This window comes from Psychrobacter sp. YGAH215 (assembly GCF_007280595.1).
In the GTDB taxonomy this organism is placed as follows: Bacteria; Pseudomonadota; Gammaproteobacteria; order Pseudomonadales; family Moraxellaceae; genus Psychrobacter; species Psychrobacter faecalis.
Genome location: NZ_VKLR01000017.1, coordinates 1 through 18,255, shown reverse-complemented (window position 1 = coordinate 18,255; position 18,255 = coordinate 1). Strand labels below are relative to the sequence as shown.

Below are 18,255 nucleotides of genomic sequence, written 5' to 3'. Positions count from 1 at the left end.
ACTATATAAAGGGATTTTTATGCTCTGGTTAGATCTTGGCAATACCCGTCTTAAATACTGGCTCACCGATGATATCGGGCAGATAGTTGCGCACGATGCCAAGCAGCATTTGCAAGCGCCTGCCGAACTGCTCATGGGTCTGACCGATCGTTTTGCGCGTTATGCGCCGGATTTTATTGGCATTTCCTCGGTATTGGGCGATGACTTAAATGTAAAAGTATCTGAAACCTTGAGCCGCCTAAATATTCCGTTTGAATTTGTCCACGTCGATGCTGAGCATGCCTTGATGCAAAGCGCCTATGATGACGAACAGCTCGGCTGCGATCGCTGGCTACAGATGCTGGGTGCGGTGGATAAGAAAAAACGCCAGTGCGTGATTGGCTGCGGCACAGCGGTGACGATTGATTTGATAGATCACGCTGAGCATTTAGGCGGTTATATTTTCCCCAGCATCTATCTGCAACGTGAGTCGTTATTTTCTGGTACCAAGCAAATTACGATTTCTAATGGCACTTTTGATAGCGTGAGCCCCGGCATCAACACAAAAGACGCCGTCCATCGCGGCATTATGTTGTCCATCGTTGGCGCGATTAATGAAATCAGTAACCGCTATCCAAACTTTGAGCTCATCATGACCGGCGGTGATGCGCATATCATTGCGCAACATATTAATCGTTCGGTGCGTATGCGCGATGATTTATTATTAAATGGTCTGGCCCGTTATTTTGACCATAGCAAACAGACATAGTGTTTTGAGCGTTTGTATAAATAAAAAAAGCAGGCCGTTTTAAGCGACCTGCTTTTTTATTTTTAGTTTATTCGATTTAAAAGCGATGCTAGATGCTTATGGGATGATTTTTTTGCATCGTCTGTCACGCCTGCGAACAGCAAGCAAGAAAAAATTAGCCCATGAGCAAGAGTTTAGTATATAAAGAACATTCTATAATTTCTACTTAGTCTCGTTAAATAGCTCACGGCCGATTAGCATCCGACGAATCTCACTGGTACCTGCGCCGATTTCATACAGCTTGGCATCACGCCAGTAGCGACCAAGTGGATATTCATTGGTATAGCCGTTACCGCCAAAGATTTGGATGCCCTCGCCTGCCATCCACGTGGCTTTTTCCGCACACCATAAAATCACGCTGGCGCAATCTTTACGTACTTCGCGGCTATGACCGGCGCCGCGTTGATCGAGCATATCGAGATTTTTACCGACCGTATATAAGAAGCTGCGTCCCGCTTGCAGGATGGTATACATATCGGCGACTTTACCTTGGATAAGCTGAAATTCACCAATTGCTTGCCCAAACTGCTTGCGATCATGGATGTAAGGCACGACGTTATCCATCACTGCTTGCATGATACCGATAGGACCTGCGGCGAGTACCGCGCGCTCATAATCAAGCCCGCTCATCAGTACTTTGACGCCTTCACCAACGCCGCCCAAGATATTTTCTTTGGGCACTTCAACATTATCAAAAGTCATCTCACCGGTATGACTACCGCGCATGCCAAGCTTATCGAGCTTTTGCGCCGTACCAAAGCCTTTCATGCCTTTTTCAACGATAAATGCGGTCATGCCTTTAGCGCCTAGCTCTGGATTGGTCTTGGCATAAACCACCATTACGTCAGCATCTGGGCCATTGGTAATCCACATTTTGCTACCGTTTAGCACATAATGCCCGCCTTTTTCTTCGGCTTTAAGCTTCATACTCACTACGTCTGAACCAGCGCCCGGCTCACTCATCGCTAATGCGCCAATGAATTCACCACTAATCAGCTTGGGCAGATATTTCTGCTTTTGTTCCTCTGAACCATTACGTTTGATTTGGTTGATACACAGGTTAGAATGCGCCCCGTAGCTGAGCGCCACAGAAGCAGAAGCACGACTAATCTCTTCCATCGCCACCATATGCGCGACGTAGCCCATATCAGAACCGCCGTACTCTTCTGGAACGGTAATGCCATGCAGACCGAGCTCGCCCATTTTTTGCCATAAATCCATTGGGAACTCATCGCTACTGTCGATTTCGGCTGCGCGTGGGGCAATTTCTTTTGCCGCAAACTGCTGCACCACATCACGTAATGCATCAATATCTTCGCCAAGCTGAAAATTTAATCCGGGTAAACTCATAGCCGTTCCTTGTATTTTGATGTTTAATTTCTTAAAAATTTAGATCCATTTAAAAAGAGACCATATAGCGGGTACAAGTTTTTATCGCTTGCTGTGCGACTGCTTCACTCCAGAGGCTTCAAAAATGTATACCAGCTATCTATTTATACGCCAATCTCAACTTATCGTAGGCTTTTGGTTTTTATAGAATTTAAAATTCTAATTGTTTTAACTGAAATTTTAAAAACTAAGTAAACCAATACCTTAGAAAAACAAGTTGAGAGTGGGGTTATTTATTTATTTCTGTTCATTTATTTCTATTCATTTAGCTTATGACTGGCTTGATTTTTTAGCTAAGACTGACGTTTATTAATCAATGCTCGCGCCACGCTTGAACCATTGCGACGACCCAAGAATTCACTGATACGCTCGCCAGCCACGACCAATTTATCCAAATCAATACCAGTGTGGATGCCCATACCGTGCAGCATATAGACAACATCTTCAGTGGCGACATTGCCGGTTGCGCCTTTGGCATACGGACAACCGCCAAGCCCAGCCACTGAGGTATCAAATTCGCTAACACCCATTTGTAAGGCAGCTAAGGTATTACTTACGGCTTGACCATAAGTATCATGAAAATGACCTGATAGCATGCTGATATCAGCGTATTCTAATGCGGCTTGCAGGGCGCGCTGTACTTTTAGCGGTGTACCAACACCAATCGTATCGGCAATACCAATCTGCTCAGCGCCAATCTCAACCAAACGCTTGGTCACATAAGCCACCTGGCTGGGAGCAATCTCGCCTTCATAAGGACAGCCAACCGTACAAGAGATAACGCCGCGTACTTTGATACCCTGCGCTTTTGCCGCAGCGGCAACGGGCGCAAAACGCTCAATGCTTTCGTCAATACTACAGTTGATGTTTTTTTGGCTAAAGGTTTCACTAGCTGAACCGAAAATGACGATTTCATCAGGACGATGGACAATAGCATTTTCAAAGCCACGCATATTGGGCACTAGGACTGAGTAGCACACCTCCGTCTGACGTGTAGGCGCTAGCGCGTCAAGTAGCGCGCTATTATCACCCATTTGCGGCACCCATTTTGGCGAAACAAAACTGGTCGTTTCGAGCTTTTTGACGCCTGCTGCGATTAAATCGTTGATCAGCGTTTGCTTAACTGCAGTCGGTACCGTCATGGACTCATTTTGCAGGCCATCACGTGGACTGACATCAACGATTCTGACGTGGTCTGGGTACGAGAGTTTCATGCTTATCGTCCTTTTTTATGCGCCCTTTCATAGTAGTTTTCATTTAGAAATGTTACAGGACTGCTGGGATAAATTTTGCGAAGCCTCTGGAGTGCGAAGCGCACAGCAAGCGAGGAAAATTTATACTAGCAGAGCGCTATTTTAAACGAACCACTTTTATATTGAATTGGCTATGTTATCAGTACCTCAGTTACTCGTCTCACTATCGATGCGCAGTAGCTCGTCGCCATCGGCAACCAAATCGCCCGCCGCAAATAATAATTCTGCCACCACCCCATCCGTCGGTGCGGTAATCGTATGTTCAATTTTCATCGCTTCGATAACGGCAAGTGGCTCGCCTTTTTTCACACTATCGCCAACAGCGACTTTAAAGGCAACGACTTGTCCTGGCATTGGTGATTTTAAGCTACCGACCGCCGCAGACTCTTCACCGACATGTGCCATGATATCAATCAGCGTAATCTCATCACGACCGCCATCGGTGAATACATAAACCGTTTCATTATTTGTCCAGCTCTGCGCGTTAATACGTACGCCATCTAGCCATAACGTATGATTGTGCGCGTCAGTACTGTCATAGCTAATTTCACTTTCATAGACTTTTTCTGTCTGCGCGGCGACATTAGCATTGCTCTTCTCTTCGGTATTTGCGATTTCTTTTACAATCACTAGGGTAAAGCTGCTGCTATTTTCAGCCCCTTTTTTACTTTCCGCACTATTTGCATTGTGCCAGCTGCTAATACGTGCTTGGTACGCCTGCTCATCATAAACCAAGCTAAACGAGCGCGTATAATCACTATAAGCACGGAAACCAGTCGGCTTACTGAATGGATCGATGTCTGACCCTTGTGCTGCGCCTTCACTAGCAAGCTGCTGCGTAATGGCAGTCACGACCAGCGTCGATAAATCAAGCGGATGCTGATTAAACAGCTCGTCCGCCTCACGCTCGATAAGTGCCGTATCAAGATTGGCTTGGCTAAACGACTCAGTATTTAAGATATAGCGCAAAAATGCCACGTTATTTGGCAAACCAACGATACGCGTTTGAGCGAGTGCGCGGTCGAGTTTCGCCAACGCTTGCTCGCGGGTCGGCGCATGGACGATAAGCTTCGCAATCATCGAATCGTAAAACGGGCTAATCACATCGCCCTCGCGCACGCCATCGTCGATACGCACATCGGCAACGTTAAAGGTACTGTGCTCAGGCTTTTGATAGGTAAATAAAGTACCCGTCGCTGGCAAAAAGCCGTTATCAGGATTTTCAGCGCAGATACGCGCTTCGATAGCATGACCATTTATATTTAACTCGTCTTGCTTTTTCGGTAATGGTTTACCTGCTGCAACCAACAGTTGCCATTCGACCAAATCGACACCCGAAATCGCTTCACTAACTGGATGCTCCACTTGCAGGCGGGTATTCATCTCCATAAAATAGAAATTCATCGCCCCTTCGCGCTGCTCAACGATAAATTCAACCGTACCTGCACCAAAATAATTGACCGCACGCGCCGCTTCGATTGCCGCTGTTCCCATTGCTTCGCGCATGGCAGCGTCAACACCGGGTGCTGGCGCTTCCTCTAATACCTTTTGGTGGCGGCGCTGTACCGAGCAATCACGCTCAAACAAATGCACATAATTGCCATGCATATCACCAAATACTTGGATTTCGATATGGCGAGGTTTTAGAGCATATTTTTCAATGAGTACTTGGTCGTCACCAAAACTGGTAATCGCTTCACGGCGACAGGAGTCTAGTAAGTCAATAAAATCGCTGCTATTTTCTACAATACGCATGCCTTTACCGCCGCCGCCTGCGCTGGCTTTAATTAAGACGGGATAACCGATACTGTCTGCTTGCTGTTGTAAAAACTGGGCATCTTGATTGTCACCATGATAACCCGGTATTAATGGCACGCCAGCCGCTTCCATCAAACGCTTGGATTCAGACTTGCCGCCCATCGCCCGAATCGCGTCGGCAGATGGGCCAATAAACATCAAACCTGCATCCTGACAAGCCTGAGCAAAGTCGGCATTTTCACTTAAAAAACCATAGCCTGGATGGATTGCTTGGGCGCCAACATCGAGGGCAATCGCAATAATCGCATCACCTTTAAGATAGCTGTCTTTTGGTGCAGAACCACCTAAATAAACCGCTTCATCACAGACAGCGACATGCTTGGCACCACGGTCAGCATCAGAATAAACAGCGACGGTACGAACACCCATACGCTTGGCAGTCGCAGCAACACGGCAAGCAATTTCACCACGGTTGGCAATTAGAATTTTAGAAAACATAACTATCCCTGTGTCTTGTCGTTTTTATTTATCGGTTTGACTATCGTTTTTGCTACTAGTCTGTCGTTAACCAATCAGGTTTACGCTTGTGTAAAAAGGCTTGCACGCCTTCCTTTCCTTGCGCTGATGAGCGAATATCAGCGATACCTTTAACGGTATCAGCAACCAGCTCATCGGTAATCGGTGCACCTGCGACTTCGTGCAATAAACGCTTGCAAGTCTTGACCGCATTGGGGCTATTATTAACTATTTTGGCGCATAAGGCTGCGACTGTGTCGTTAAGTGATTCGTCACTAACGCGCTCATGGATAAAGCCAAGCTGCCGTGCCTTTTTGGCATCAAACACTTCCGCACTTAAGAAATAACGCTGCGATGCTCGTGCGCCCAGTGCTCGTATCACATACGGGCTTATTGTTGCTGGGGCCAATCCTAAGCGCACTTCGCTTAAGCAAAAATTGGCAATTTTCACCGCGATGGCCACATCACAGACGGCGACCAGACCCATGCCACCTGCATAGACATCGCCTTGAATGGCAGCCACGGTTGGTTTTGGGCACTCATAAATGGTTTTGAGCATTTGCGCGAGTTTATCGGCGTCGGCTAGATTTTCTTCATAGCTATAATCCGCCATGGCGCGCATCCAGTTTAAATCAGCGCCCGCACAGAAGGCTTTGCCTGCTGCCGCTAGCACGATGACACGCACATTATCATCAGTGCCAAGCGTGGTAAAAACCTCTGTCAGCTCAGCGATCATTTCATCGTTAAAGGCGTTACGTATTTCAGGACGGTTTAACGTTACCGTCGCGATATGCTGTTCAACATTAACGAATAAGCTTTTATAATTATTCAGATTTTTTTGCATAACCTTCTCTATTTTTATATACGTGAAATGCTTGCCCGTGTTCCATTTAATGCTACATTCTAAAGACCCCAAACGTCGTCTCTTCAATCGGTGCGTTATAGGCAGCACTTAGCCCTAATGCTAATACATGACGCGTATCGGCGGGGTCAATCACCCCATCATCCCAAAGACGTGCTGTCGCATAATAAGGGTGACCTTGCTCTTCGTACATCTCAAGGATCGGCGCTTTAAAGGCAGCCTCATCTTCCGCGCTCCATTCTTCACCTTTACGGTCAAAATTATCACGCTTGACGGTTGCCAGTACCGACGCCGCTTGCTCGCCGCCCATCACCGAGATACGCGCGTTTGGCCACATCCATAAGAAGCGTGGACTATAAGCACGGCCACACATGCCGTAGTTACCAGCACCGAACGAGCCGCCGACGATAACGGTGAATTTCGGCACTTTGGCGTTAGCCACTGCCATGACCATTTTGGCGCCATGACGGGCAATACCTTCGTTTTCGTATTTGCGACCAACCATAAATCCAGTGATATTTTGCAAAAACACCAATGGGATTTTACGTTTACAGCATAGCTCGATAAAGTGCGTGCCTTTTTGTGCTGATTCACTAAAAAGAATTCCATTATTAGCGATAATACCTACTGGCATACCTTCGATATGGGCAAAACCGCAAACCAGCGTCGTGCCAAAACGTGCTTTGAATTCATCAAACTCACTATCATCGACGATACGAGCGATAATTTCTTTGATATCAAAAGGTTTACGCTTATCGGTTGGAATGATGCCGTATAACTCTTTGGCATCATAGCGCGGTGGACGCGGTTTGATTTGATTGGGGATTTGCTTGGCAGGACGGTTTAAGTGGCTAACGATATTACGCGCAATCGATAACGCATGGGTATCGTTCTGCGCCAAATGATCGACCACCCCTGACAGACGCGTATGTACATCACCGCCGCCTAAGTCTTCAGCGGTGACCTCTTCGCCCGTCGCTGCTTTAACGAGTGGCGGACCACCCAAAAAGATAGTGCCCTGATCTTTGACAATGATAGACTCATCGCTCATCGCGGGCACATAAGCGCCGCCTGCGGTACAGCTGCCCATCACTACGGCGATTTGCGGGATACCGGCCGCACTCAGATTTGCTTGATTAAAAAAGATACGGCCAAAGTCATCTTTATCAGGGAATACTTCATCTTGGTTGGGTAAGTTTGCGCCGCCTGAATCGACCAAATACACGCAAGGTAAGTTGTTTTCTTGGGCGATTTCTTGCGCGCGCAGATGCTTTTTGACCGTCATCGGATAGTAAGTGCCGCCTTTTACGGTGGCATCATTACAGACGATCATACACTCAGTGCCGTTGATACGGCCGATACCGGCAATCACGCCCGCCGCTGGAATCTCTTCGCCATACATATCATGCGCTGCCATTGGTGCGACTTCTAAAAATGGCGTACCGACATCGAGCAGGCGCTCAACACGCTCACGAGGTAGCAGCTTGCCACGCGCTAAATGCTTGGCACGCGCGCGCTCTGAACCACCTTGAGCGACTTTACGCAGGTGCACATATAAGTCATCGACTATTTCTTGCATGGCGGCACGGTTTTGCTGAAAATCGGCAGCGTTCGGACTCAATTTACTGGTTATGATAGCGCTCATGATATCCCTTTTTATACTTGTGTTTATTATTCAATAACTTCTTAAAATCTTGACCGATTTTTTGACTACTCTATTCCTAGCTCCGCCTTCATCTGCTCGATAATTTTATACTTTTGAATTTTACCGGTGATGGTCATCGGATATTCAGTCACAAAGCGATAGTAAGTCGGCACTTTATAATGGGCGATGTGTTCGCTACAAAACTTGCGCACTTCATCTTCGGTTAGGCAGCCCGGCTCTTTTGATATGATCAAAGCAGCAAGCACTTCTCCATAACGCTTATCTGGGATACCGACAACTTGGACGTCACGAATTTTCGGATGGCGATACAGATAGTTTTCGATCTCAACTGGGTAAATGTTTTCACCGCCGCGAATGACCATATCTTTACTACGACCAACGATTTTGACATAGCCGTCCTCATCCATCGTCGCCAAATCACCGGTATGCATCCAGCCATCTTGTATCGCTTCACGGGTTTTAAAGCGGCTGCCCCAATAGCCTTTCATCACCGAATAACCACGCGTTAGCAGCTCGCCGGTTTCCCCTAAAGGTACAATCTCGCCCGTTTCGGTATCGACGACTTTGACTTCAAGCGCAGGCTGCACAAGCCCAACCGTTGATACTTGTTTCTCTAATGGCGTATGCTCATTGGTCTGACAAGAAACCGGACTGGTCTCGGTCATGCCGTAAGCAATGGTCACCTCTTTCATATGCATCTTATCAATGACGCGGCGCATGACCTCAATCGGGCAGCTAGAGCCGGCCATAATGCCAGTCCGCAAGGTCGACAAATCAAATTTATCAAATTCAGGATGGTCAAGCTCGGCGATAAACATCGTCGGTACGCCATGCAAAGCCGTACATTTCTCTTCTTCAACCGCTTGCAAGACGCTTAAAGGCTCAAAACCATCGTTCGGATAAATGATACAGCCGCCATGGGTCAAAATCGCTAAGTTGCCAAGCACCATACCAAAGCAATGATATAAAGGCACGGGAATACACAGTCTGTCTTCCTCAGTGAGATTCATGGCCTCACCGATAAAATAGCCGTTATTTAAAATATTGCGGTGGCTTAGGGTCGCGCCTTTTGGCGTGCCAGTCGTACCACTGGTAAACTGCACGTTAATCGCGTCGGTGTTTTTAAGCTGGGCTTGACGCTCGGCGACGCGTGGATCATTGGCATCGCCTTCCGCCATCCAAGCAGAGAACTTCTGCATAAATTTAAACTCTTCATCAGAGTCTGGCTCATCAATCCAAATAATGCGCTCAATGGTTGGAATCTCGACCAAATCCAGCTGGGTATAGTCTTTATGATAAATTTCAGGACAAAGCTCACGAATCAGCTGCGCATAATCGCTGCTTTTAAAGTGGCGCATCAATACCAAGGCTGAGCAGCCGAGTTTATTTAACGCATATTGCAGCTCAAAGGTACGGTAGGCAGGGTTGATATTAACGAGGATAACGCCGACTTTTGCGGTCGCTAATTGCATCAGCAGCCACTCAGCATTGTTGTGCGACCAGATACCGATGCGATCGCCAATCTCAAGCCCCATTTCAATCATGCTGCTGGCTAATTGATTGACCTGCTGTTGTAGCTCGCGATATGTCCAGCGGATATTTTGATGACGGACGACCAGCGCTTCACGCTCCGGATATTTGGAGACAATCGCATCAAAAAAATCGCCGATAGTCGCCTCAATCAGCGGTACATCGGGGCCTTTATCATAGCTTTGAATAAGCGGCGCATTTGCCGAGCGCGCGCCCATATTTACGGTGGGAATATTATTTAGAATGCTATCGAAGTCAGAAACTTGAGTCATAACGAGTCCTTTCGTTTTACTTTTTACAGCACGCCTGAATGGTGCTAATTTTTCGCTTGTTCCTATTCTTTTTTCCTTGAACAGGTCTTAACAAGCATGAGCTACTATACCGCCTTAAATCGAAGGCTGTCAATCATAGTAATACATTATGTATCATTTAAATTAATTAATAAGAAGCATTACCCAGTAAAAGATAGCATAAAATCACGCGGTTATTATATGCAAAAAAGCCAGTTATGTATTGCTACACAGCTGGCTTTTAATAAGCATTAAGACTAGAATTTAAAGCTAAAAGTTAAATCTGCAATGGTTAAGCATTGATTAAGATTTCACCATTGGCGGTGCTTTAATCGTTACCGTCGCAGTGACGGCATTGCTATTATCAAGCAAGTCCATAACCAGCTCGTCATCCGTTTCAGTAGTCACTTGCCAATTACCAGCAGCCTGCGGTACGCCAGTGACCATCACCGAAATGGCTTTATTTTTTAAGCGAATCATCGGTGGCTTATGATCATAACCGCTGTGCTCGTGACCCAAGATATCGTCAGCAATCGTCGCTGCCTGCGCACGTAGTGGCGCGACATAGCGGCAGGCGACGCCGTTGATGGACATACAATCGCCAATCGCATACACATTGGACGCATGGGTACGTAACGTGGTGGCATCGACCACGATACCAGTGCGACGATTGAACTCAACTCCAGCAGCGGTTGGTAATTTATCATCGACCGTCAGACCCGTACTAGCAATCACATGATCAACGATTAATGGCTCTGGCTGCTGCGCCGTATCGCTGTCGGTAGCGGCAACTGGTGCATAGCTGACTTGCAATTTACCATCATCATGACGCGTGACATTGGATACTTGATAACCGCCTAAAAAGTGAATCCCTTGTGACTGTACTGCCTTGGCAATACGCGCGGTCGCTTGTGGCGGTAGCATTTGCGAGAGCGGCGCGTCATTTAAGTCAATCAGTGTCACTTCATGCCCCGCTTTTAATAAATCCTCGGCAATCTCCGTCCCGACCATACCAGCGCCAACGATGGCAACACGCTGACTGCCTGCTGCCAGCTTTTCTTGCAGCTGCCCAAAACGCTCGATATGATTGACATGCCAAACCAAATCTTCAGGCAGACTTTTTGGAAAAATAGGATGGGCGCCCATCGCCAGTACCAGTTTGTCATAGCTAATAGTGGCGTAATTGGTATACACAGGGTCCAAGCGCAGTGCTGAGATAAGTTGTACCGTTTGGCTAGCAGGATCGATATCGGTCACTTGCGTATTGGCAAGCAAATTGATATTTGCCGCCTTTGCCGCATCGCTACCGGTCGCCCGTACCAAATCCGCGGCGTTTTTCTGCTGACTAATTGCCATTGTTAGCATAGGTTTATGATAACGGTCGCCATTATCAGCCGTGATTAAGGTGATGGGAATGTCTTTATCTTTTGCGCGAATGGCATCGACAACGTGCCAGCCTGCCAAGCCTGCGCCAATAATCACAATACCTGCTGATTGGTTTTCTACACTCATAATGACTCCGAAACACTATTTATTATTTGTTATGAATTTGGAATAGGATTAAAAACTGATGGCGTCTATTGTAGCAGCAAACAGGGAACACTTGTAAGCTGAGAGTAATGAACAAAAAGTAAAAGACATAAAAAAGCGCCTTTATTAAAGACGCTTTGATAGATACTTAAAACACAGTACTTAGTTTCAATGATTGAGAATCTTTGATAAAAACAGCTGCGCGCGCTCACTTTTTGCGCCTTCAAAAAACTCATCCTTACTACAGTTTTCGACAATATGCCCTTCATCCATAAAAATAATCCGATTGGCCACCTGACTGGCAAAGCCCATTTCATGGGTCACGCACATCATGGTCATGCCATCGCGGGTCAACTCGACCATCACATCGAGCACTTCTTGAATCATCTCTGGGTCAAGTGCGGAAGTTGGCTCATCAAATAACATCGCTACCGGATCCATCGCCAAAGCACGCGCAATCGCTACGCGCTGCTGCTGTCCGCCTGATAGCTCGGCGGGGTATTTTGGCGCTTGCGCACTTAAGCCCACACGGTCGAGATAGGCCATGCCTTTTTTCTTAGCCTCATCTTCTTTACGGCCCAACACTTTGATTTGCGCGACCGTTAAGTTATCGATAATAGTCAGATGCGGAAACAACTCAAAATGCTGAAACACCATGCCTACGCTACTACGCAGCTTAGGCAAGTTGGTTTTTGCTGCACCAACCGAGATACCATTGACCATGATATCGCCCTTTTGAAACGGTTCAAGGCCATTTACGGTTTTAATAAGGGTCGATTTGCCACTACCCGATGGACCACAAACCACCACCACATCGCCTTTATGCACGTGCGCGGTACAGTCAGTTAGCACCTGAAAGTCGCCGTACCATTTGCTAACGTCAGTCATTTTGATGACTATCTCGGCGCTTGCATGGCCATTGTCGGTGACCAGTCCGCCAAATTCATTTATATAGGTGTCAGCATTGTTTATCCCTAGCTCATTTATCCCTAGCTCATTTATCACTGGCTCATTCATCGCTGGCTCCTAACCACTTTTTCCATCATTATTAAATGAAAATCTTAATAGTAAAATACTGCGCCAAATTTAAATTAAAACCTCAAGCGTTTTTGCAATTGCTGTACGCCGATAGAGGCACTTAGGCTGATGATAAAATAAACAGCTCCCGCACCTAAAATGTAAGGCGTCAGTAAGCCCATCAGCTCACCACGGACGTAAGCGGCGCGGAAAAAATCCGTCAACCCAATAGCAAAAACCAATGTCGTATCTTGGAATAAAATAATACATTGCTGCAAAATCAGCGGTAGCATTTTGCGAAAGGCTTGCGGCAAAATCACCAAGCGCATGGTTTGGCCATAAGTCATGCCCAATGCCTTTGCGGCATTCACTTGCCCGCTACCGATAGATTGAATACCTGCGCGCACCACCTCTGAGAAGTATGCCGCTTCAAACATCATAAAGGCGACGACACACGAGGTAAACGCAGTATCAAGCTGTAGGTATTTACCGGCTATCCAAAAATACATCATCGGCACGGCAAAATAAAACCACAGCAATACCAATAGCAACGGCACAGAACGAAAGTAATTGACGTATAATTTGGCAGGAATTTCTAGCGCTTTGATGCCGGACAAGCGCATCAAAGCCAATACCGTCCCTAAGCTAATACCGCCTAAGATAGCGAGAAACAGCACCTTTAAAGTGGTCAGCATACCTCCCATTAAGCCCGGATACGCCGTTGCAAGTTCGGTCATCATATTCATTTTTGACTCCCTGCAATCAGCCCAGGTACTCGTAATTTACGCTCAATCAGTCCCATAATGGCAATTAACGACAGATTAAAAACCAGATAAATAATGGTCGCATAAGTATAAATCTCGAGGCTGTTTTGGGTATATTCACTGATGGTTTTGGTTTGGCTAATCAGCTCCATCACCCCGACAAGCGACGCTACCGACGCGTTTTTAAAGCAGTTGGTGAGCTCCGAGCTTAGCGGTGGCAAAATAACACGAAATGCCTGCGGTAGTAGCACTTCTTTATACGCCTGCGGAATCGTAAAGCCGAGCGCGTAAGCGGCATTGATTTGCCCTTCAGGTAAGGATTCGATACCGGTACGCACCTGCTCAACGATACGCGCGGCGGTAAATAATCCCAAACCAATACTGGCGGACAGCATGGCTGAGGTATTAGGCGATAGGCCTTTATACCACCACTCTTGTAGCGCAGGCGTCAGCCAACCGGGGGCGATATAAAACCAAAAGAATAATTGTACAAGAAGAGGAATATTACGAAAAAATGTCACATAAGCGGTACCAATACTACGCGCGCCCTTATTTGGCAAGGTGCGCATGATGCCCAAAATAGTACCAATCACCATGGCAATTGCCCAAGCGATACTGCCAATCAATAGCAGCCAGCCAAGACCGGTCACCATCCAATGCAGGTAAAGCTCGTTACCGATACCGGTCTGCTCAAAGAGCACACCCCAGTTCCAGCTATAATTCATGATTGTCTCTCCAAGCAGCGATTGAAAAGCTAACGCGCCCGATTGACATTGCTGTCAATCTGAGCGCGTAAGCAAGCTATGTTGAGGGACAATAATTACTGTGCTGTCGCGACTTTTGGCTGAGCGCTATCATGTGGATTGGCAATCAAGGCTTTTAGATTGTCTGACATCTCAAAGTTTAGATTGACGTTTTTTGGCGGAATTGGGTTGGTGAACCACTTATCATAAATGCTATTAATCTCGCCTGAGCTAAAGACATTGGCAAGCGCTTCATCGACCACCGCTTTAAATTCAGGATCGTCTTTACGCATCATACAACCATAAATCTCAAACGATTGCGGCGTACCAACAATCACCCATTCATCTGGATTTTTGGCTTTGGCTTTTTCACCGGCAAGTAGTACATCATCCATCATAAAGGCATCGGCACGGCCGTTTTCTAGCATAAGGAAAGCTTCGCCATGGTCTTTTGCCGAGATGACATTGATGTCCATTTTATTTTTATCATTGTATTCACGAATATAACGCTCTGAGGTCGTACCAGCAGTGGTGACCAAAGTTTTACCTTTTAGGTCTTCAAAATCTTGAATACCAGAGTCTTTTTTGGTCAATAAACGCGTGCCAATTTCAAAGAAACCGTTTGAGAAGGCCACTTGTTTTTGGCGCTCTTCGTTATTGGTGGTTGAGCCACATTCAAAATCAACCGTGCCGTTTTGCACCAGTGGAATACGCGTTTGCGAAGTAATCAAGTTATAACGAATTTTTAAATCCGGCATATTAAGCTTTTCTTTTACCGCATCGACCACTTTCATTTCTAAATCGTGCGCATAGCCAATCGGCTGATTTGGGTCATCAGCGATGTAAGAAAAGGGAATAGAAGAGTCTCGGTGACCGACCACGATAGTGCCCGATTCTTTGATCTTTTGTAGCGTACCGTTGGTATTTTCTGCCGCTTCTGTCGTTGTCGCTGTGCCATCTGCTGGCGGCGCTTCGGTGTTGGTTTGATTGCTATTGTTACAGCCTGCTAGGCCAAGTGCCATAAAGGCAACCAACGTTAGCGGTTTTGAGATTAAGTAGGTCATGAGATACATCCTTTTATCACATTTATACAAACTAGGGGGGACTTTGACGGTATTTGCGCCATTATTTGACTTTATATAAGCCCTTGGTTGACTTTTCCGTCATGCATCCATGCTGTTGCTTTAAGTTATCACTATGCAACTTAATGTTACTGTACAACAATTTGCACGATGCGGGTAAACTTTTTTTAATGCGACTGATATTTTACAGATTTCGTTTATCAATCATTCAAATTAAACCAATAACTAAACCGCTATGATTGATAAATAACCATTAATCCCCATAAAGTTAACAACTTCTTAATACTAGTTATGACCTATGACCCAAGATACTCAAGTCCCAAATATTAATCAACAAGCGAGCAGCCACCGCGATAATGACGTACGCCAACGCTTTTTTATCGAAGACTCACCGGTGCGCGGCGATGTGGTGCGCCTATCGCACAGCTATGCGACGACAATTGCCCAAAAAGCTTATCCTGAGGCCATTAAGCGCTTATTAGGTGAGATGCTGACGGCGGCAAGCTTGTTGATCAGTACCGTTAAAATTAATGGTCGCTTATCGATTCAATTACAATCATCAGATAGTGACAGCTTGCTCAATTGGGCGATGGCAGAATGCGACCAAGACGGTATCATTCGCGCCCTTGCCAGCTGGAAAAGCGACACCGACGAGCAAGTGCAAGCATGGGAAAATATGATCCATGCCAAAGACGCCTTTGCTGAGCTCGGCGCTGCTGGTCAAGGCGTGTTATTTATCAACATCCAGCCTGATGGCGGCGAGCCGTATCAAGGTATCGTTGAGCGTAGCCATGACAACTTAGCTGATTGCTTAGCGCATTATCAAAAACAATCGGCGCAGATTCCAACGCTGATCAATCTGGCATCCGATGGTTTGCAAGCCGGTGGTATCTTGGTGCAAATGCTACCTCGTACCGCAGCCGAGACCTATGAAGTCGAGCAAAACCAAGACGCAGGGATCGATGATGACTTGTGGACGCGCTTAAGTGTGCTCACGCGTACGCTAAAAGCAGAAGAGCTGACCACGCTTGATGCCAATGAAATCCTGTACCGTTTATATAACGAAGAAAAAGTCGTTGCCCCTGAGCCTGTAGCGTTATCGTTTGGCTGCACCTGCTCACGCGAGAAGTGTGAGATGGCAATTGAGCAAATCGGTGAAACCGAAGCGTTAGATATCGTGGACGAACAAGGCGGTACGTTTGAGATGGACTGCGGATTTTGCGGTGAGGTCTACAAATTTGATAAAGACGATGTAGCGGCTATTTTCGCTGAATAGCTTCTTATCTGTTTTCTACCGTCCCTAAAATTTAAAACCCTCAAGTGTCATGCTTGAGGGTTTTTCGTTTTTATAATTTTATTGATAATAACATTCATAGTGTTAACACCTTAAATCTCGACCTCGTAATCTATCGGATAAGAATAGATACGGCTATCAAGCCCATATTTGGCGTCATGCGCGTCGCCTAATCTATTGGCTGATAACCAAGAAATCACTTGCGCAAGCACCCGATCGTTATAAGTTAAATTCATATGATTGACGCCATAAAATATCGCCTTATGACCCTCAGGTACGCTCAATGTGTGCTCTTCAGTATATTCGCCAAGCGCCGACTCTACTGACACCAGCCCATCACCCAATAAGCTGGTGGTTTTATTTTCATAATGGGTTTCAATCAACGCCGCTGCGACCAGATAAGTATTGACGTGCAGCGGTAGGCGCGTCGGATGACGAAACTCTGCCGGTAGCACGCTGCGCTCCTCTAAAGATTTCCAATCGGCATCGCGAATACTGCCATAACGCAAATCGATAATACCAGCGCTACGTAAGTCGCCCAGTTTCGCCAATGACCCAGCAAAAGGCAGCTTAGCGATTTTATATTGCACAAAATTGCCAATCTGCTCCAAACTTGCGCCATGATGCGGTGTACCTAAAGTCACCAAATTACCCACACGCTCAACCCAGCTGAATCCCTGCTCTTTACCATAAAACAGTGCGCTACGGCTCAGCAGGCCGCCCATACTATGGCCGATTAAATCAAGCTGGGTAATGTCTGGATTGCTTTCGACCAAATCTTGCAAGACTTTAGCAAAGCTACGCCCATTACTGGAGATACGCCGACCGGTATTATAGTTCAAATATAAAACTGTACTGTCTGGCAACTTGTGGGTCAGCATAGCACCGAGATTATTTTCGCCCGCAACTTGCCAGCTTAAATGACTCAAACAAAGCCCATGACACAAAACAATTACTCGCCCCGATAGTGCGCCACTTTGCACATAATTATCTTTATCGTATAGCATCATCGACACGGCCAACGGATTGTCATGGGTGACAAGGTGGTCGCCCATCACGCCATTTAGGATATTGACCATACGCCGTAAGTTTAAAGGCAGTGGTTGTATTTTTTTGGGTTTTAAAACCGTGTTATACAAACGTAGCCCTATGGCAATATTGTTGCCGACCAATTGCATCGCTTGACGCACCGTACCATAAATGCGCCCGGTGATACCGCGCTGCCAGTGCTCAAGATTACCATTATTAAACCGCCCCAAAGGACGCAGCAAAATCTCACGGTGGATAGCTTCGACAATATCCGTTACTTCCACGACACCCATAGTAGCAAGCTGCGCCAAGCCTTCAAAAAAATCCACCAAAGAGATTGGTTGATGCGGTTTTATCACACTGTTATCGACATTTTTGGCGATCAGCTCATCGACATAAATATAGTCAAGTTCTGCTAGCGCTTCATAGACATCGTCTTGAAAGTCTGCTTTTGCGCTCAATTCACCATCAGAGGGACGCCGAGTGGTCGCAAATAAATCGTGTATGGTTTCTATAGGTCTTGGATTGGGCATAGTGTTGCTACAGCAAGCGATTAAGGGTAATTGCCATAATAGCCTGTAAATGCCATAAACAGAAGAAAATGATTTAACTATCAGGTATTTTTATGGCTTAGATTAACACACCAAGTGCAACACTAATTAATATTATAGAACGCCTGCATAGGCGTTTTAAACCCTAATCGTTTTCTTGGTCTGTTGTTTAGTTTGTTCTCAATGTCCTGTAT

Annotated in this window: 14 protein-coding genes; 2 read left to right on the top strand and 12 right to left on the bottom strand. The window is 46.3% G+C overall.

Annotated elements, in window-relative coordinates; translation table 11 throughout:
• Positions 1-19: 19 nt before the first annotated feature.
• On the top strand, positions 20-748 hold the full coding sequence (locus FOR85_RS08260) for a pantothenate kinase (RefSeq protein WP_068405931.1): 729 nt from the start codon (positions 20-22) through the stop codon (positions 746-748).
• A gap of 201 nt (positions 749-949) precedes the next feature.
• On the opposite strand, the gene FOR85_RS08255 is transcribed toward FOR85_RS08260, so the two are convergent.
• The 11 genes from FOR85_RS08255 to FOR85_RS08205 form a co-directional block, all read right to left on the bottom strand.
• Positions 950-2,137, bottom strand: a complete 1,188-nt coding sequence (locus tag FOR85_RS08255; protein WP_144297529.1) for an isovaleryl-CoA dehydrogenase — start codon at positions 2,135-2,137, stop codon at positions 950-952.
• Positions 2,138-2,469: 332 nt separating this feature from the next.
• A complete protein-coding gene (locus FOR85_RS08250; protein WP_144297528.1) occupies positions 2,470-3,390 on the bottom strand; it encodes a hydroxymethylglutaryl-CoA lyase in 921 nt (306 codons plus the stop codon).
• 186 nt (positions 3,391-3,576) lie between these two features.
• Positions 3,577-5,685, bottom strand: a complete 2,109-nt coding sequence (locus tag FOR85_RS08245; protein WP_144297527.1) for an acetyl/propionyl/methylcrotonyl-CoA carboxylase subunit alpha — start codon at positions 5,683-5,685, stop codon at positions 3,577-3,579.
• Positions 5,686-5,740: 55 nt separating this feature from the next.
• The gene (locus FOR85_RS08240) at positions 5,741-6,547 is read right to left on the bottom strand and encodes an enoyl-CoA hydratase/isomerase family protein (protein WP_144297526.1); all 807 of its coding nucleotides are present in this window, start codon (positions 6,545-6,547) and stop codon (positions 5,741-5,743) included.
• Positions 6,548-6,599: 52 nt separating this feature from the next.
• Positions 6,600-8,210 carry a carboxyl transferase domain-containing protein gene (locus tag FOR85_RS08235; protein ID WP_144297525.1) on the bottom strand — a complete coding sequence of 537 codons (1,611 nt, stop codon included), beginning with the start codon at positions 8,208-8,210 and terminating at the stop codon, positions 6,600-6,602.
• Positions 8,211-8,275: 65 nt separating this feature from the next.
• Positions 8,276-10,033 (bottom strand): AMP-binding protein, encoded by a 1,758-nt coding sequence (locus tag FOR85_RS08230; protein ID WP_144297524.1) that lies wholly within the window; start codon positions 10,031-10,033, stop codon positions 8,276-8,278.
• 321 nt (positions 10,034-10,354) lie between these two features.
• Positions 10,355-11,563 carry an FAD-dependent oxidoreductase gene (locus FOR85_RS08225; RefSeq protein ID WP_144297523.1) on the bottom strand — a complete coding sequence of 403 codons (1,209 nt, stop codon included), beginning with the start codon at positions 11,561-11,563 and terminating at the stop codon, positions 10,355-10,357.
• A 186-nt stretch (positions 11,564-11,749) separates the two neighbouring features.
• On the bottom strand, positions 11,750-12,469 hold the full coding sequence (locus FOR85_RS08220; protein WP_190295528.1) for an amino acid ABC transporter ATP-binding protein: 720 nt from the start codon (positions 12,467-12,469) through the stop codon (positions 11,750-11,752).
• A gap of 203 nt (positions 12,470-12,672) precedes the next feature.
• The gene (locus FOR85_RS08215; RefSeq protein WP_068405974.1) at positions 12,673-13,344 is read right to left on the bottom strand and encodes an ABC transporter permease subunit; all 672 of its coding nucleotides are present in this window, start codon (positions 13,342-13,344) and stop codon (positions 12,673-12,675) included.
• On the bottom strand, positions 13,341-14,087 hold the full coding sequence (locus FOR85_RS08210; RefSeq protein ID WP_144297521.1) for an amino acid ABC transporter permease: 747 nt from the start codon (positions 14,085-14,087) through the stop codon (positions 13,341-13,343). The genes FOR85_RS08215 and FOR85_RS08210 overlap by 4 nt, the downstream gene beginning before the upstream one ends.
• A 95-nt stretch (positions 14,088-14,182) precedes the next feature.
• Complete coding sequence (locus FOR85_RS08205) at positions 14,183-15,169, bottom strand: glutamate/aspartate ABC transporter substrate-binding protein (RefSeq protein WP_190295526.1); 987 nt, start codon at positions 15,167-15,169, stop codon at positions 14,183-14,185.
• A gap of 316 nt (positions 15,170-15,485) precedes the next feature.
• Here FOR85_RS08205 and FOR85_RS08200 point away from each other — a divergent pair, with 316 nt between their 5' ends.
• Positions 15,486-16,463 (top strand): Hsp33 family molecular chaperone HslO, encoded by a 978-nt coding sequence (locus FOR85_RS08200; protein ID WP_144297519.1) that lies wholly within the window; start codon positions 15,486-15,488, stop codon positions 16,461-16,463.
• 110 nt (positions 16,464-16,573) lie between these two features.
• Here FOR85_RS08200 and FOR85_RS08195 read toward each other — a convergent pair whose 3' ends face one another.
• The gene (locus FOR85_RS08195) at positions 16,574-18,043 is read right to left on the bottom strand and encodes a triacylglycerol lipase (protein ID WP_068405986.1); all 1,470 of its coding nucleotides are present in this window, start codon (positions 18,041-18,043) and stop codon (positions 16,574-16,576) included.
• Between the last annotated feature and the right edge of the window lie 212 nt (positions 18,044-18,255).

What these genes read in the sequence shown, in the direction of transcription:
- FOR85_RS08260 (WP_068405931.1), top strand. Translation starts at nt 20, where the DNA reads ATGCTCTGGTTAGATCTTGGCAATACCCGTCTTAAATACTGGCTCACC.
- FOR85_RS08255 (WP_144297529.1), bottom strand. Translation starts at nt 2,137, where the DNA reads ATGAGTTTACCCGGATTAAATTTTCAGCTTGGCGAAGATATTGATGCA.
- FOR85_RS08250 (WP_144297528.1), bottom strand. Translation starts at nt 3,390, where the DNA reads ATGAAACTCTCGTACCCAGACCACGTCAGAATCGTTGATGTCAGTCCA.
- FOR85_RS08245 (WP_144297527.1), bottom strand. Translation starts at nt 5,685, where the DNA reads ATGTTTTCTAAAATTCTAATTGCCAACCGTGGTGAAATTGCTTGCCGT.
- FOR85_RS08240 (WP_144297526.1), bottom strand. Translation starts at nt 6,547, where the DNA reads ATGCAAAAAAATCTGAATAATTATAAAAGCTTATTCGTTAATGTTGAA.
- FOR85_RS08235 (WP_144297525.1), bottom strand. Translation starts at nt 8,210, where the DNA reads ATGAGCGCTATCATAACCAGTAAATTGAGTCCGAACGCTGCCGATTTT.
- FOR85_RS08230 (WP_144297524.1), bottom strand. Translation starts at nt 10,033, where the DNA reads ATGACTCAAGTTTCTGACTTCGATAGCATTCTAAATAATATTCCCACC.
- FOR85_RS08225 (WP_144297523.1), bottom strand. Translation starts at nt 11,563, where the DNA reads ATGAGTGTAGAAAACCAATCAGCAGGTATTGTGATTATTGGCGCAGGC.
- FOR85_RS08220 (WP_190295528.1), bottom strand. Translation starts at nt 12,469, where the DNA reads ATGACTGACGTTAGCAAATGGTACGGCGACTTTCAGGTGCTAACTGAC.
- FOR85_RS08215 (WP_068405974.1), bottom strand. Translation starts at nt 13,344, where the DNA reads ATGAATATGATGACCGAACTTGCAACGGCGTATCCGGGCTTAATGGGA.
- FOR85_RS08210 (WP_144297521.1), bottom strand. Translation starts at nt 14,087, where the DNA reads ATGAATTATAGCTGGAACTGGGGTGTGCTCTTTGAGCAGACCGGTATC.
- FOR85_RS08205 (WP_190295526.1), bottom strand. Translation starts at nt 15,169, where the DNA reads ATGACCTACTTAATCTCAAAACCGCTAACGTTGGTTGCCTTTATGGCA.
- FOR85_RS08200 (WP_144297519.1), top strand. Translation starts at nt 15,486, where the DNA reads ATGACCCAAGATACTCAAGTCCCAAATATTAATCAACAAGCGAGCAGC.
- FOR85_RS08195 (WP_068405986.1), bottom strand. Translation starts at nt 18,043, where the DNA reads ATGCCCAATCCAAGACCTATAGAAACCATACACGATTTATTTGCGACC.